This is a genomic window from Arcticibacterium sp. GJ41-1, from assembly GCF_055808875.1.
This window is the reverse complement of the sequence record NZ_CM147888.1, coordinates 4,704,105-4,720,389: the sequence shown is the minus strand read 5'-3', so window position 1 is coordinate 4,720,389 and position 16,285 is coordinate 4,704,105. Positions and strand designations below refer to the sequence as shown.

14 protein-coding genes are annotated in these 16,285 nt (G+C 36.8%); 3 read left to right on the top strand and 11 right to left on the bottom strand.

What is annotated here, in order from left to right:
• Nucleotides 1–47: 47 nt before the first annotated feature.
• From AC0L6O_RS19495 to AC0L6O_RS19465, 7 genes are read right to left on the bottom strand one after another with little or no spacing between them, the layout of a single operon-like run.
• Nucleotides 48–4,829 carry a hypothetical protein gene (locus tag AC0L6O_RS19495; RefSeq protein WP_473304742.1) on the bottom strand — a complete coding sequence of 1,594 codons (4,782 nt, stop codon included), beginning with the start codon at nucleotides 4,827–4,829 and terminating at the stop codon, nucleotides 48–50.
• Between the two features lie 9 nt (nucleotides 4,830–4,838).
• The gene (prmA, locus tag AC0L6O_RS19490; RefSeq protein WP_473304740.1) at nucleotides 4,839–5,672 is read right to left on the bottom strand and encodes a 50S ribosomal protein L11 methyltransferase; all 834 of its coding nucleotides are present in this window, start codon (nucleotides 5,670–5,672) and stop codon (nucleotides 4,839–4,841) included.
• A 14-nt stretch (nucleotides 5,673–5,686) separates the two neighbouring features.
• The gene (locus tag AC0L6O_RS19485) at nucleotides 5,687–6,385 is read right to left on the bottom strand and encodes a YjjG family noncanonical pyrimidine nucleotidase (RefSeq protein ID WP_473304738.1); all 699 of its coding nucleotides are present in this window, start codon (nucleotides 6,383–6,385) and stop codon (nucleotides 5,687–5,689) included.
• A gap of 1 nt (nucleotide 6,386) precedes the next feature.
• A complete protein-coding gene (locus AC0L6O_RS19480; protein ID WP_473304736.1) occupies nucleotides 6,387–6,692 on the bottom strand; it encodes a (2Fe-2S) ferredoxin domain-containing protein in 306 nt (101 codons plus the stop codon).
• Nucleotides 6,693–6,730: 38 nt separating this feature from the next.
• Nucleotides 6,731–7,477, bottom strand: a complete 747-nt coding sequence (locus AC0L6O_RS19475; protein ID WP_473304734.1) for a shikimate dehydrogenase family protein — start codon at nucleotides 7,475–7,477, stop codon at nucleotides 6,731–6,733.
• A 34-nt stretch (nucleotides 7,478–7,511) separates the two neighbouring features.
• Nucleotides 7,512–8,156, bottom strand: coding sequence for a VTT domain-containing protein (locus AC0L6O_RS19470; protein ID WP_473304732.1), 645 nt, complete (start codon nucleotides 8,154–8,156; stop codon nucleotides 7,512–7,514).
• A gap of 36 nt (nucleotides 8,157–8,192) precedes the next feature.
• A complete protein-coding gene (locus AC0L6O_RS19465; RefSeq protein WP_473304731.1) occupies nucleotides 8,193–9,017 on the bottom strand; it encodes a phosphosulfolactate synthase in 825 nt (274 codons plus the stop codon).
• A gap of 254 nt (nucleotides 9,018–9,271) precedes the next feature.
• On the opposite strand from AC0L6O_RS19465, the gene AC0L6O_RS19460 reads away from it, so the two are divergent.
• Together AC0L6O_RS19460 and AC0L6O_RS19455 are read left to right on the top strand one after the other, a co-directional pair.
• The gene (locus AC0L6O_RS19460) at nucleotides 9,272–10,654 is read left to right on the top strand and encodes a POTRA domain-containing protein (RefSeq protein WP_473304729.1); all 1,383 of its coding nucleotides are present in this window, start codon (nucleotides 9,272–9,274) and stop codon (nucleotides 10,652–10,654) included.
• Nucleotides 10,655–10,690: 36 nt separating this feature from the next.
• Entirely contained in the window at nucleotides 10,691–11,233 is a 543-nt protein-coding gene (locus tag AC0L6O_RS19455; protein ID WP_473304727.1) for a hypothetical protein, read from the top strand.
• On the opposite strand, the gene hemH is transcribed toward AC0L6O_RS19455, so the two are convergent.
• Entirely contained in the window at nucleotides 11,230–12,258 is a 1,029-nt protein-coding gene (gene hemH, locus AC0L6O_RS19450; RefSeq protein WP_473304725.1) for a ferrochelatase, read from the bottom strand. The genes AC0L6O_RS19455 and hemH overlap by 4 nt on opposite strands.
• Nucleotides 12,259–12,984 (bottom strand): DUF6503 family protein, encoded by a 726-nt coding sequence (locus AC0L6O_RS19445; protein ID WP_473304724.1) that lies wholly within the window; start codon nucleotides 12,982–12,984, stop codon nucleotides 12,259–12,261.
• A 109-nt stretch (nucleotides 12,985–13,093) separates the two neighbouring features.
• Here AC0L6O_RS19445 and AC0L6O_RS19440 point away from each other — a divergent pair, with 109 nt between their 5' ends.
• Nucleotides 13,094–13,237, top strand: coding sequence for a hypothetical protein (locus AC0L6O_RS19440; protein ID WP_473304723.1), 144 nt, complete (start codon nucleotides 13,094–13,096; stop codon nucleotides 13,235–13,237).
• Here AC0L6O_RS19440 and AC0L6O_RS19435 read toward each other — a convergent pair.
• Entirely contained in the window at nucleotides 13,234–15,126 is a 1,893-nt protein-coding gene (locus AC0L6O_RS19435; protein WP_473304721.1) for an amidophosphoribosyltransferase, read from the bottom strand. The genes AC0L6O_RS19440 and AC0L6O_RS19435 overlap by 4 nt on opposite strands.
• A 176-nt stretch (nucleotides 15,127–15,302) precedes the next feature.
• Complete coding sequence (locus tag AC0L6O_RS19430; protein WP_473304719.1) at nucleotides 15,303–16,256, bottom strand: glycosyltransferase family 2 protein; 954 nt, start codon at nucleotides 16,254–16,256, stop codon at nucleotides 15,303–15,305.
• Nucleotides 16,257–16,285: the final 29 nt, after the last annotated feature.

Genomic DNA, 16,285 nt, shown 5'->3' with positions numbered 1-16,285 from the left:
TTCTGAACTTATTCTAATTAAGATACGGAGTATCAAAATAGTAGTTCTTAAAATCCGTCAGATTGTTCTTCTACCGGTTTTGAAGGTGTTTCTGACGTGTTGCCAGTTCCTGAGGTACTTGGTGTTGGAATTGGAGCAATAGTGCCTGGAACAGATGGTGTAGCTCTTTTAGGCTGTTTAAATGCTTCTTCAGAAACGCCCATATAGGTCATGAGGTATCTTTTTCTAAAGGCCATAGCTTCTGCCATGTCAATGTTTATTAGCTCGATTCCCTTTGATGTCTTATCCTTTTCGGCCAACATTTTATTGAATTCAAAGTCTGAAGAAAGAATACCCAATTGCCCTGCTTTGTAACCGAGGTAGTACCATGTGTCAGGTGAAACTTCTAGGAAAATGTAGATTTCATCTCCCGTTCTCGGGTTTTTGATGATTTCAAAATAGCCGGGTATTTTACTGTTAATGTCTGTTTCTCCAATGTTTGAAACACCCAAAGGTGCTGTGCTATAAAAGGAATTGAATACAGGATTCCATTTAAGTTTTAAATCACTAAATAAGATACTAGCAAAAAACTTTGGAGAAGCCTGAAATAACGGAATATGTCCCTTATAGTATTTAGTTTTATAATCTTCGGTTGCTTTAGCACCTACAAATTGAGTCATTTTAGAAAGAAACTCAGGACTTTCAAAAGCAATAGCTCCTTCCGAATTACCGATGTCGAGGTTAGTTTTGACAATATTATCTCCCATTTTTAGAAGCATAGGAGGTGGGATAGGCATGTTAAACTTCATCATGGTGTTAAAGGTGTAGTCCATGGAGTCTAAGTCTACTTCACCAAGGCCAACTGTTTCTACATAAGAGGCCAGGTCTGGTGTTAGGAAGTTAAATCTACCGTCTAACTTTATTAGACCCTCGTCGTCATAAAGCTCATATTTATTACCCGTGTTGTCTTTGGTGTTTGGGTAAATGGTAAATCGCTTGTTAGGTTCATCCCTTTTGAAAATACCTCTAGCTAAGAAAATATTGTAATCATCTTCATATCCTTTTGCTGATAAGAAGGTAGGGTAGAGGCCTTCAGACGAGGCTGATGGTTTTAAATGAAGACCGGCAAATAATGATTTTCCACCATCTTTCAAGGTCTCATCTACATTGATAATTATTTCTTCAGACTTGCTACCCGTATAGTTTATCCAGTTGCTACCTAAAACAGGATAATTATCTAAAACAGGAGTAATCTGTCCTCTAAGAATCAAGTTTTTGAAAGGAGCCTGCATGGTGATATCTCCTATGTAAAGCATTTTGGGGGATAAATAGACACTATCTGCTTCGGTAAGTGATGCTTTGGCAATGGTAGAAAGTTTCTGAGATTTTTTACTTCTAAGCACCTCGCCATCTGGCGTTATTTCTGCAAACTCAAAACTTCCCATTTTAATATTGAAAGTATCCGAACTGACATTGATAAACTGATAAGAGGCATTACCTGAGTAACTCAGTTTAGAGTTGATGGTAATATTGGCGTTAGCCAAAGTATGATATTTATTGACCGTATCAGCTATTACCGTAGCGTTGGTAAACGGGTCTAATTTCCCTTCTCCTCTAATAGCTACTTTCCCATTATTTGGAATAATGATGGCGTCTACAGAGTTAATGCCCGGTACACCATCAATATTAAGGATGTTTTGAGGAATGTCATACAAAGCGGATGCTCCATTAAAGGCAAGCCCATATTGATTTGCTGCTGTGGAGGTAAATTTAGAACTCTCCACGTTTCCTTTCATGCTAATGCTTTTCTTCTGAATATTCCACTCTGCTTTGTCAATGGTGGTTTTGTAGGCCGCATTCGGGAAAGAGATAGAGGAAGCGGTGGTGTCATTGAAATCGCCATTCCGTGGAGATATACTCACTAGTTTGTCAGCAATATTAAAGTCGATTTCTACATCTCTACCATCAAGTACAGCCTTAGAACCTTCTGTTTCAGATTTTATTAAGAAGCTAGATTCTGATGCTAAGAAACCAGTTTTGTTAAACTTAATGGCGTTAGATTTAGCCTGAGAATCATCACGCTCTAAAACACCTTGGCCGTAAAGTCCACTTTTTCTAACTACCAGTCCACCGCTAAGCATGGTGCTTTTTTGGTAGAAGCTGTAGGCTTCCGTTGACTTTATATTTAAGCTATCAGCCTCTGGTTTCCATGTGGCCTTAAAGTCTGCAATGGTTACATCAGGGAAGTAAGTATTATTACTGGTAAAAGTTTCTTTGATATTGGCTCTGTCACCTTCCATCTTTAGTTCTTCAAAGCCAAACCGAGCTTTGCTAACTTCTAGCGTAGAGGCTAAATGCGTTAATGTACCTGTTGACTTTAGCCCCTTTTTAGTCATTTCTAATGGACTATCAAATTTGAAAACAGATTGTGAACCATAGAGCTCATAAGCTCCTTTTGGTTTGTGTACAAAACCAATGGAAGTATCGGGCATTGCAATTAGTGTTTCTCTAATTGGTTTAATGATACCACCAGCATTAAATACTCCGCCATAAGCTAAGTTTACACTGTTTAGGCTATCATGGTCAATGGCATCTACTTTAAAATACACCTCTTCTGGATAACCATCAAGTCCCCTTTCTGGATTATTAAATTTGACCAAAGCACCGTCAGGAATAACTAAACGAGGGTATTGTGGTAGTTTTTTTCTTCCAGATTTATTATCTGGAGCATTTAGGTATAAGGTTCCTGTTTTACCGTAAACCACGTGAGCTCCTATTTCGGCCTTACCACCTGCATTATAAATGTCTATAGGTGTGAAAGTGATAGTATCAATTCTATTTAGGTTCACTAAGAAACGCTCATAATCCACTTCAAAATCACCAATGATTTTATAGTTTTTAACTACTATCTCTCCATGGAATTTAAACGACTTGCTACCTTCCATTTTAAGCGACTGGTCTCTTGGTAGAAACCTAATTCCTAATGAATCAGAAAGTTTAAATTCTTGAGTTCCGGCAATGTCGAGTGAGTTGGAATCTCTGTCAATAGAGGCATTTCCGTTACCAGTAGGAGAAACGGAGGCAAAAACTAAATCGTCATAGTCGCCCCTTCCTGTGGCTGATTTAAAGTAATGAAGGCCTTTCCTGCTGATGCTGTAGGTGTTAGTATGAGGGTCATAATCCATAAAACCCATTTGACGGGCTACATTGACCGCATTTCTTATTTGAAGTGGAGTTTTGCCTGGTATTTTATTTTGAACCTCAAATATGCTGAACTCATTCTTTCTCTTTTTATAGACATAAGTACTCAGGAAAATTAAAGGATTAAAGCCAGCCATATTACTGAGTGCCCGCATTCGTGCAGGGTTGTAATAATTGAAAGATTCAAAAATGGCTGGGATTTCAGACTTTCCTGCGATAATGTAGAAGTCCATTTTTCCATTATTCAGATTCCACTGCATAGCATCGCAGCGGATATCCATTTCGTGAAAAGTGTCAGAATACATGGAGTTTCTAAAGCCACCGTTTTGCTGCTTATAAAGGTTTAACTGCTTTGTTTGAGTGTTATATTTTAATCTAACTGCAGGGTGATATATGGAATCTTCTTTAATATGAGTAGTAAAGCTTACAAAGTCAGAGGTAATGAGAGAATCAGTAAATTCGATTTTCTTTCCTTCTATTTTAAAAGAATTTGTAGAGCCTTTATTGACGTATAGTGTGGAAATGTTATGATTAAGAGAGGAAGAGAAAATCCTATTTCCAATTAAGGAAAAGCCTCCTTTGTATTCTAGACTGGCCTCCAGTTTTTTGAAACGTGCATTGTTTTCATAAGACTTAAATCTAGGAAATTGGCTAGCTGCGTTTAGGGCTCTTTTTACTCCTTTAAATTCTAAAACACCTTCTACAGGTTCTGAAAGGTAATCTTCATACATGAAGGTGACCTTCTCTGCGTTTAAGTGTGGGCTTGAAAGTTTGAAGCTATATTCGGTCAAATTAGCCTTTACTTCTGGCATTTCTACATTTTCCCAGTTCATTTCCCCTTTGTTACCTACCCAAACATTTTGAAGTAAATCTGCAGCACCTGAAGTTTTGTATAGCGTAACAGAGTCAGAAGGGCTGACAAAAACTAAATCAACCTCATTAAATTTTATTACTAAGTCGCTAATAAGTGGGAGAGGGAGAAGCCTGTAAAACTCATCAGGGTCAATAGTTAAGCTTGGGTCGTCCCAAGGGTCAACTTCCTCTTCTTCATTATCCCAGTCGTCAAACAGTCCGAAGTCTTCTTCTTTTTCCGTCTTTGTGGTTTGGACTTCCTTTTTTTCGGGTTCAAAGTAGTCTTGCTTTTGTTCTAAATATTGAAATTCATAGCTACCATTTAAAACATAAAGCTTATTAAAATTGGAGGTATAAATTAATCGAACTTGAATCAGGGATTTAATTTGGGCAAAAGTCTCTATGGTCTTCTTTAAAGGCTGCTTTTCTGCTAAAATGGCCAAAGATGCTACCAAGGGTTCCAGATTTTTACTATCAAAAACGGTAGGGTCAAAAGTGGCGTTAATGAGTGTTAGTAGTCGATAATACTCTGGCATTTTATGGTTTCTTGCTGCCATTTTTTGACAGAGAACCACAAAGTCACTTTTAGTCTTTGCTGAAAAATCGTTTTGGAAATGAGGTTTGAACGTTTCAAATTCGGCTATAGAAACAGCATTCTTACCATCTTTAAATACTTCTTCAAATTCTTCTAAGAACTTTTCAGACTCGGCAGAAAACCGAATAACTTGAGCTCTTAAAGAGATAGAGGATATTAAAAGAATGAGGAATACTGTAAAGCTTTTTATAGTCACGTTCATTTTTAATAATTAGGCCATTGGCTTATTAAAAACGACCGCCGCCCATTCCTTCTTACTTATTTGCTTTACTTTTTTTAATCCATTTGCTTCGCAACAGGTCTCAATTTCTGCAATGTCTTTCTCATAAAAACCACTAAGCATCAAAATCCCTCCTGGTTTCATGAAAGTAGCATAGGTAGCAATTTCATCGAGAAGTATATTTCTATTGATGTTGGCAATTACGATGTCATAAGTTTTTGCAGGCTCATCAGCAATGGTGCCAAGCGATACTTCTATGTTTTGACAAGAGTTAAGACCAATGTTTTCAGTTGTGTTTTCTACAGACCATTCGTCAATGTCAAAAGCTTTGATATCATTAGCACCTAGTTTTTCTGCTAGAATAGCCAAAATTCCAGTGCCTGTTCCCACATCTAAAAGAGATTTGTCTTTATGGTCTACCGCAAGCTGAAGTTCCATAATTTGAGAAGTGGTTTCGTGGTGACCAGTCCCAAAAGACATTTTAGGCGTAATAATTATCTCATGTTCAAAATTAGGTTTGCTTTCATGAAAAGAAGCTCTAACCAGTATCTTGTCTAAAACCTCAATAGGGTCAAAACTTTTCTCCCACTCTTCGTTCCAGTTTTGTTTCTCTATTTTCTTGAGACTATAAAATAGATTGGTTTTTGGAGCGTAAGTTTCCATGATTTGTTTAAACGCAATGTCGTCAAACTCATCTTCTGTAACATAGGCGAGTAGACCGTTTTCGTTTTCAAGGAAGGTGTCAAAACCTATTTCTGCTAATTCGGCTACTAGAATTTCACTGAATTCTGCATTGACCTCTATGTTGGCTTCTAAGTATAACATATCGTTTTTAAATTTTAAAGATGGTCTAGTAACTGAGCCAGCTTGGTAATCTTAAGTGTACTTTGGTTTTCGGTGTCAATGTCATTCGGCTGAAAATGAATGGTATCCCAGCCTGCATTTTTTGCTCCCAAAACATCTGCTAAATAACTGTCACCTATCATGAGTGATTCGTTTGACTGAGAGTTTGCTTGTGTCAAAGCGTAATTAAAAATACCAATGTGGGGTTTTCTTGATTTCGCTATGTCATTTGTAATAATATGTTGAAAATAGCCTTTTATTCCGCTATTTTCTAACTTCCTAGCCTGAACTTCCGCATAGCCATTACTTAAAATATGTAGCTGGTATTGAGACTGGAGAGTCTCTAATAATTCTTTGCAGCCTTCTATGAGCTTGGTTTTATACGGCAGTAAGTCCAAGAACTTTAGGTTCATATCAATCGATAATTCCTCTTCAATCTCCACATTTAAAGAACTTAGAGCTTTTTGAAAACGAAACTTCCTAATGGTTTCATGTGTAATAAGCTCTTGCTCCAGTTGTGTCCAGAGTGTTCTATTAAGCATGCTGAAGTTTTGATAGAAATCTTCAAAAGAAGGCCCAAGTTTATTTATGCTAAAGTGGTCATAAATCTCATTTAGGCTTTCTTCTGCATTGGCTTCAAAATCCCATAGGGTATGATCTAGGTCAAAGAAGATATGCTTTTTGTGTTTGAACAAATTACAAGTCTAATTTAAGTCTTTCAACAGGTCTGCCGCCTATAAGGTGCTCTGTTACTATTTCTTCTACATCAGCTGGAGTAACATGTCCGTAGTGTACACCTTCTGGGTAAACTACTAAAGATGGTCCGAAGGCACAAGTGTCTAAACAGCCAGCTTTTTGAGCTCTTATTTGTTTTTGAAGTCCTTTCTCTGTTAAACTTTCTTTAAAAGCATTGACTAATTCCATGCCTTTTTCGCTTCCACAGCATTTTTTAGGAGCTGGTTTGTCATTAGTACAGATGAAGATATGTTTTTCGAATTTCATAATATTTTGTTGGTAAAAAGTAAAGCTAAATGATGTTCTTATTGTTGCCAAATTTCCCAAGATTTCTCAGCTTGGTACACGAGCATGTCGTAACCATTTCTTATCTGAGCCCCTTTTTCTTTTCCATATTTCAGAAAAAGGCTTTCGGCAGGGTTATATACAAGGTCAAAAAGGAAATGTTCGTTTGTTAATTGATTATAATCAATAGCTGGGCATTGGTCTGTTTTAGGGAAAGTACCCAAAGGCGAGCAATTAATAATGAGTTTGTGACTTTTTATAAAGTTGCCACTTTCAGCATAATCAATTGCGATGTCAGATGATTTTCTACTTACTTTTTGAACTTCAATCTGCAAGTCTTCTAATGCAGCCACTACTGCTTTTGCGGCTCCGCCATAGCCTAGTATTAATGCTTTTAGGTTTTTAACATCAAAACCTTCACCTAAAAACTCGAGCAAAGAGCGTTGAAAACCATAATAGTCTGAATTGTATCCTATTAATTTATTGTCAGTAGTTTTTTTTACAACATTTACAGCACCTACCTTTTCTGCAGATATGTCTAAGCTGTCTAAATATTGAAAAACACTTTGTTTGTGGGGTATGGTAATATTGATGCCCTGTAAACTAGGATTGTTGGCAAATAACTTTGGAAAGTCTGTAGCATGCTCTATTTCAAAGAGTTCGTACTTATGCTCTTTTGAAATACCTAAGTCTTCAAACTTCTCAGTAAAGTATTTCTTTGAAAATGAGTGTGTAAGTGGAAAACCAATCAGGCCGAATAATTGCATAATTATAAGATTATTGACCTAAGGAAAGGTCAAATTACTTTTTAAGAAGTTTCACTTTAATAAGCCCCCAAAGCATAGGTGCTACAGAAATGAAAACTATAGTTAAAACTACTTTTTCAAAATTGTCTTTAACAAAAGCATTGTTCCCTAAGAAATAACCTAAAGAAGTAATAGAGGTTACCCATAAAACAGCTCCAAGGAAACAGTTGAGAATGTATTTTCCGTAGTTCATGCTACCAGCACCTGCCACAAAAGGGGCAATAGTTCTGACAATCGGCATAAAACGAGCTAAAATAATAGCTTTGGCTCCATGCTTCTCATAGAATTCCTCTGTTTGCTCTATGTATTCACGCTTTAAAAAGAGGATTTTATCCTTTGATTTAATGAATGCACTGAATTTTCTGCCCACAAAATAGTTTAGGTTATCACCTAAAAGAGCAGCTATAATTAAAAGAGGTATAATGATACTTAGTGCCAGTTTTCCTGTGGTAGCTGCTAAAAGACCTACCGCAAAAAGAAGGGAATCACCTGGCAAAAGAGGCATTACTATAAAACCCGTCTCCACAAAAATAACCAAGAACAAGATACCATAAGTTAGGGTATCATACGTGTCTAGAAAACCTTCAAGTGTGGTTAAAGGGTCTTTCAAAAACTCAAGCAAAAAATGTATAATTTCCATGTGTTGATGAGCTCAATCTCTATTTAGTGTGTGTGATTAGTCGTTTTGTTGTATTCTGTCGTCTTGGTAGTATTTACCTAGCTTATATTTTTGCTTGATATCATTAGGTAAGAAAGTAGCGAAAGTATCGCCTCTTAGTCCTAATCTTATCGTTTCAAGAGGTATAAGCTCATTAGGAGCTATATTTCCCAGGTTTACGTTAGAACCTACTAGTTTTACGAAATATACTTGCTGGCCTTTTTGTGGAGCTTCCCAAATAATGTTTTCTGGTGGGATAGCATGAATGATTTCATCTACCAAACCTTGACGAACTTCGCCACTGCTTCTGTAAAGACCAATGTTTCCACCTTCTCTAGCTTCACCAATAACTTTCCATGCACCTGCGTCTAATTCAGCACGCATCATTTCAATCCACTTATATGGAGCGAAAATCTTTTCAGCATCTTTAGAACCAACTTCCGAAAGCACTTTGACATGCTTGGCCATCGTTTCTATGTACTTGCATTTTTCGTCATGAGGAAGGGTGATAGAGCCATCAGAAACCTCTGCATAGCCTAAATTATATTTTTCCAATACTCTTAAATAGTCTTCAAACTGACCTCTAACAGTAAAAGCTTCAAATAATGTACCTCCAAAGTATACAGGAATGCCCGCATCTTGATAGACTTTTATCTTGTCTTCAATGTTTGGTGTTACAAACGATGTAGCCCATCCGAACTTTACAATGTCTATATACTCCGCCGAAGTAGTTAAGACATCTTCAATTTCTCTAATGCTTAAGCCTTTGTCCATGACCATTGTAAGGCCTGATTCTCTAGGTTTTAGCGTACGTTCTGGTACTAAATCAAGATGATAATTCATGCAGTAATTAAGATTTCTTTATTCACTAATCTGGCGGCAAAAATAGGAATTTTTTAAGATTTTGGCAATTTAAGAGCCCTTTAGATTGCTTTAAAGATCTATAAGTTTTTTTGGAGCGTACTTTATCAGGGATATTATGTTCAATTTGAAGGAAATATTTGTGTAAATCTTACTAAAGTTTTCAATGGCAACGTTTGTTATCTGGCTATAGAACTTGAAATAAGCTTTAATTTGCAGGCTGGAAAAAAGACTAAATGAATTTACTCGGCATTTTGCTGTGCTTTCTTAACCTATCATTATCTACCGACTCTTTGGAGAGTTTGGTGGTTAAACGCGTAGATATTTTAGGAAATAAGAAAACCAAGGAGAGTATTATTTTAAGAGAAATGACTTTTGCTGTAGGTGATACCTTAAATGCAGATGAGCTTTCTGAAAAATTAGAGCGTTCTAGAAAAAACATATTTAATACCAATCTTTTTTTATGGAGTAAGGCAGACTTTGATCAAGAAAATGGCGGGGCAAACATAGTTATTGAGGTAAGGGAGCGGCTTTATCTTTTACCACTTCCCATGTTTTTTTTGGCAGATAGAAGTTTTAATGAGTGGTGGTATAACCGAAATCATGATCTCAAAAGAATTACTTACGGAGTTCTTTTAAATCATTCTAATCTTACGGGTAATGCTGACGTGCTAAAAGTGAAAGCTTATGGAGGGTTTGTGCCTTATTTTGAGCTTTCATATAATAGACCATACATAGATAAACGTCAAAGAATGGGTCTCAGGGCTGGTGTGTTTTACTCAACTCAGAAAAGCTTTGCTTATAGAACATGGGAAGATAAACTTGATTTTGTAGAAAGTGATTTGAGGACTCAAGAGAAGAAAGGAGCCTTTGTGGAGTATAATTTGAGAAATGCCCTTTACCATAGTCATAAGGTCTATTTGGGCTACACTGAAAGTAAATTGCTAGGAGATGCTGTTGATTTAAACCCTAACTATTTTGGTACTGCGGTTGACTTTCTTCCGTATTTTACGTTGCGATATAATTATCGATATGAGCGAGTTAATAATGTGCAATATCCATTGGATGGGCAAGTTTTAGCAGCTAGTGCGGTGCATTATGGCTTAGGGCTTTCTGACCATTTACATCAGTTAAGTTTTGTCTTAGACTATCAAAATTATAAGGCATTGGGTGGAGATTTTTATGGAAATATAAATTTGAAAGGGCAGCTCTCTTATCCAAAAGAGCAATTGTATCCGTTTGTGTCTGCTTTAGGAACTAAAAGAAGCTTTGTTAGGGGTTATGAGTTAAATGTTATTGACGGACAGCATTATGGTCTTCTTCAAACTAATGTTAAATATGAAGTCTTTAATACTTCACTGGATATCAGTAAAATTTTACCGATTAAACAATTGAACAATGTTCCCTTAGCCCTGTACTCCATTGTTTATGCAGACATGGGTTATGTGAAAAACTATTTTCCAGAATTTAGTAATAGTTCGCTGTCTAATAAGCTTATTTACGGGGGTGGAGTTGGTTTTGATCTAGTAACTTTTTATAGCACCGCTGCAAAAATTAATCTTTCCGTGAATCAATTTGGATTTAGTAAAGTATATTTCGGCGTTTATAGAGGTATATAAGTATATGTGCCTTATATAGAGTAATTTAAATTGCAAATGATTAAAAAACTACTAGCGTGTTTTATGCTTTTGTTCGGGATTGCTTGTTCTTCTAACTCTTCAAGCGAAACTAATGAAGCTTTAAGTTCTGAGGGTAATCCTTATATATCTTCAACTATAGAAGAACTTATAAATGATATTTTAGGAAGCGGAGATAAAACGATAAGAGGTTTTGATTTGGGTGATTCAATTTCAACCGTTAAGATGTATGAAAACCTTGAGCAATTTGAAGAAACGGATGAGCTTTTGGGTTATACTTTTGAAATTTCTGAATTAGAAATTGTTGACGTTCTTTACCTGCACGACTCTACCGATATTATTAAGGAAGTACAGTTAGATATATACTTAAACTCTGATTCAACTTCTAATAAGATGATAGAAGCTTTTAGTACGCACTTTACCCAAAAGTATGGTAAACCAGTTTCTGAGAAAGAAGCTCAAAATACCTGGAGTATTAACTCAATGGATAAAGTGACTATAGAAGATATTACTTCAAAACTTGATAGAGGTTTACAAGTACGTTTTAAACGTACTTTTTAAGACTCTTCTAGGACGAGCTCTTTTAGTAATTCTACCCAGATTTCTTTATCGTTTAAGCTAGGTACCAACTGTAAGTGTTCTCCACCATTTTCAATGAATAGCTCTTTGAATTCATCAGCTACTTCAATGGTGGTTTCAAGGCAGTCGGCCACAAAAGCTGGAGAGAATGCTAATATATTTTTAACTCCTTTTGCTGCCAGTTCTTTTACTACGTGGTCTGTGTATGGTTTTACCCATTCGCTTCTGCCAAGTCTTGATTGGAAAGATAATGTGTATTCGCCTTCTTTAAGACCCATGGCATCAGCCATTAGTCTAGTAGTTTCAAAACATTGAGCTCTATAACAAAGCTGGTTTTTTGGAGTGATTTTATTACAGCAAGCCCCTAATTGGCAGCAGTCACCGTCATCATCACCTTTTAAAACTTGTCTTTCGGGTACACCGTGATAACTGAAAAGTACATGATCGTATTTTCTTTCTTTTTGAAGTACAGCGGCGTTTTCTACAAAACTGTTGATGAACTTTTCTTTGTGGTAAAAGTTACTAACTATTTTTAAGTCAGGAATACTTTGCCACGTGCTTAATACTCTTGAAACTTCTTCATAGACAGAGCCCGTACTAGCCGAGGCGTACTGTGGGAATAATGGAATGACAATTATCTTTTTGACACCCGCCTTTCTTAGTTCAAGCAATCCTTTTTCGATAGAAGGATTTTGGTATCTCATTCCTAGCTTAACTATATATTTGCTTCCAAGAAGTTCTTGAAGTTGTTTTTCATTGGCTTCGCCGTAAATTTTAAGCGGAGAGCCTTCTTTTGTCCAAAGTTCTTTGTAAATCTTGGCTGACTTAGGCGAACGGAATGGTGCAATGATAAGATTGACAAGCATCCATCTTTGTAGGAACGGAATGTCAATGACTCTTCCATCCATTAAAAACTCTCTAAGGTATTTTCTTACGTCAGGTGTATTTGGGCTGTCTGGTGTGCCAAGGTTCACTATGAATACACCAGTTTTTGCGTTTTTGCTCATTTACTTTATAAAGCTAGGTCTTTTAAAATCAGAATAGACAGATGGTTCTAGGTATTTGAAAACATGGATGTCGGTAATTTTTCTTTCACCTCTATTGCCAGATAGTTTCACATCACCGTAGGTTTTATAGTCTAACCAAGGTGTAGAAAAACGTGGCTCGGTATCCGTGGCATTTTTGAAATAGTCCCATTGACAAACTAAACCTGTTTTCTCATCAATGTAAACGTGGTACTTATTTTGAGGCGTTACACCCACTTCGTTAAACGTCATTTCTAAAACATCACAATCTTCTGAGGCGTTTGACTTCTTTTTGCCTGCATACTTAAGCGTAACACCTGGGTCGTCTAATTTAAAAGGCATTGCAAGCCAGTATGAATCATTTACCCATTGCTCGTATGCTTGATTTAAGTATTTGCTTAATGAGTCTTCTTGGGTGTATTCTACGCCATTTTTTAAAACGCGGCCAGCTTTGGTTTCTGTGTTATACAGAAAAACAGTATTCTCTTTTCTGTGGTCAATTCTTACGTCACCAGTTCTTTTGTTCCATGTCAAAGTTCTGGCATTGAAGAAATTCCAGGAAATATTATTTATGTCGTCAAATGCTTTTTGACCGCCCATTGCATTTTCTGTTTTTTCAATAAGCCCTTTAATTTTAGCATCGTCAGATTGTGCAAAGGTCACAGAGGATACTAGCAATGTAACTAGCAGAAGTATATGTTTTTTCATATTGTAATTCAGCTTACCGAATAATAAGTTTTGTAAGAATATTTATTGGTTTCTACCATTCAAGTTTATTTTTGGCTTACAAAATACTACCTATAAACTTATTAAAATTATGGCTACCAAAAATAATCAGAAATCCAAGAACAACGATACCGACTCATTCCTAAATATTCATGACTGTTTAAAGCTTATTGGGATGAAAGAGGTAACTGCAAATATTTACGCTCTTCCATCCAAAAAGAAAAAGGAGCATTAATATGCTCTTACTTCTTTGCCTTCCATAAAATTGATATAGGCTTTGTTTACAACCTTGTTCCCGCCTTTGGTAGGGTAGTTTCCTGTGAAATACCAATCGCCCAAGTTTTTAGGACAAGCAATATTTAGGTTTTCTACAGTTTGGTAAACAACAGCCAGTTCTGCTTTTAAACCAGCTGGTTTAAGAATTTCGGCAATTTTATCAGAAACTTCTTCATATTCGAATGTGTCAAATAATCTCTTGACAAAATTCTGTTTATGACCTTTCTTGTTGGTAAAGCTTCTTCGTGCTTCTTCTAAAACCTCTTCTTTCATATAGTCTAGGCCTTTTTCTTTGAGCAGGGCAAGCATAGCCCTAAAAGCTACAAACTCGCGTACTTTACTCATGTCTATTCCGTAGCAGTCAGGAAACCTGATTTGCGGAGCAGAAGAAACTATGACTATTTTCTTTGGCCCTAATTTATCTAAAAGTTTAAGGATAGATTTCTCAAGTGTGGTACCTCTAACGATAGAGTCATCAATCACAACAATGGTGTCAACACCTCTTTTAACTACGCCTTGGGTCATCTCGTAAACTTGAGAAACCATGTCGCCACGGTCATTGTCGTTGGTAATGAACGTTCTCAGTTTTACATCTTTAGATACTAGTTTTTCAAAACGAGGTTTGAAATTCAGGATTTTGTCTAACCTTTCTTCTGTAATATCACCTTTGAGTAACTGCTCTTTTCGCCAAGCCGTTAAGTGATTGTCCAAACCTTCCATTAGCCCATAAAAAGAGGCCTCGGCAGAATTTGGAATGTAAGAGAAGACTGTGTTTTCTAAATCATGCTCAATTTCTTTAAGTACCTGAGGTACCAAAAGCTTACCAAGGGTTTTCCTTTCTTGGTATATTTCATCATCAGCACCGCGAGAGAAGTAAATTCTTTCGAAACTACATGCTTTTCTTTCTACCGCAGGTACAATGTTATATTCGCCAAACTCACCATACTTGTCAATAATGACGGCATTGCCTGGTTGTATCTCTTTAATATCTTCAAATTTGGCCCCAAAAGCCGCTTTTAAAGGAGGTCTTTCTGAAGTTACTACCACCACTTCATCATCTGCCCAGTAATAGGCAGGTCTGATACCGGCAGGGTCACGAACTACAAAAGAAGAACCGTAACCGGTAACACCCGCTAGTGCATAACCACCATCAAAATCACGACAAGCTCTGTGAAGAACTCTTTGAAGATCCATGTTGTCTTCAATGATGTCGGATAGGGCAGGGTTGTCATAAATTCCTTTGAAACGTTCAAAAACTCTTTGGTTTTCTTCGTCTAAGAAATGACCAATTTTCTCCATCACGGTCACTGTGTCACCCATGTCTTTAGGGTGCTGACCTAGTTTTACCAGCTTTCTGAAAAGCTCTTCGGCATTGGTCATGTTAAAGTTACCTGCACAAACTAGGTTTCTGCTTCGCCAGTTGCTTTGTCTAAGCATAGGATGGCAACTTTCAATTTCGTTTTTCCCGTGTGTACCGTATCTCAGGTGACCAAGCCAAACTTCACCAGTAAAGGCGAGGTTTTCTTGAAGCCAGTCGGCGTTCTTAAACTTGTCGGGATTGTTTTTAAGTACATCTCTGTACTTAGCATTGATTTTGCCAAAAATATCAACAATTGGCCTATTCATGACAGACCTATATCTAGAGATATAACGGTGTCCTGCAGGAACGTTGACTTTGACATTGGCCACTCCAGCCCCATCTTGCCCTCTGTTGGATTGCTTCTCCATCAGGACATATAGTTTATTTATGGGGTAAAGTGGTGAGCCATACTTCTCGATGTAATAATCAAGTGGCTTGCGAAGGCGAATGAGGGCAATGCCGCATTCATGTTTTATAGCTTCACTCATACTAAAAAATCTGTGACGTTTTGTAAGAAATAACTATCTACGATTTATAAAATGCAAAGGTGGAGAATAATGCTACAGACTGCAAACCATTCTAAAATTAATAGGTGCTTTTAGCCGAATAGTACCAAAATTGCAAAGCAGGGTTTCAATCGATAAATCAACCCAATTCACTTAAACTAACCATTTAAATTTTGACTTTGTTCCACTATATATCTAGGTCTAGCTTTTATTTCTTGATAAACTTTACCGAGGTATTCTCCTATTAAACCTAGGGCTATCATGTTAGAGCCACTAAAATAGGCCATTGGGAGTAGGGTGGAGGTCCAGCCTTGTACAGTGATGCCTACCAATTTACTGTAAAGTACATAGGCAGTAATACCTAATGCGAGCAAGAAGTTAAAAACACCAAACCAAAGAACGAGCCGCATAGGTGTGGTAGAAAAAGAAGTAATGCCATTCCAAGCAAAAGCTAACATTTTAGAAAGCGGATACTTACTTTCGCCAGCTTCTCTTACTTTTCTGGCATAAAATACCTTGTCTGACTTAAAACCGATGGTAGGAATGATGCCTCTAATAAAAAGATTGACCTCTTTATACGATGCTAATTCTCTTATAACTTCTTTTGACATAAGTCTGAAATCGGCATGGTTAAAGATGACAGGCACACCCATTTTTTGCATGACTTTATAAAAAGTCTCAGCAGTCATTTTTTTGAAAAAACTATCAGAAGAACGGTCGTCTCTTACGCCGTATACTACATGTGAGCCATTGAGATAACTTTTAACCATTTTTTCAATGACATTAATGTCGTCTTGAAGGTCGGCGTCAATGGTTATAAAAACGTCAAACTGTTCTGTGTTTTCTAACAAGCCTGCTAAACAAGCACTTTGATGCCCAAAGTTTTTAGATAGTTTCATACCCGCAGTATGGGTATGGGCAGCTGTTAATTCTGAAATGATTTCCCAGGTTTTGTCTTTGCTGCCATCATCCACAAGACATAGTTTGCTACTATCAGCCACTAATCCTTTAGCAATCAGATTTTGAAGATATGCACTTAACTTTTCATGAGAAGAATTTAGAATTTCTTCTTCATTATAACATGGTACTACTATCAGCAGAGATTTTTCCATTGACGGAATTGTAATTATTGGGTAAACAA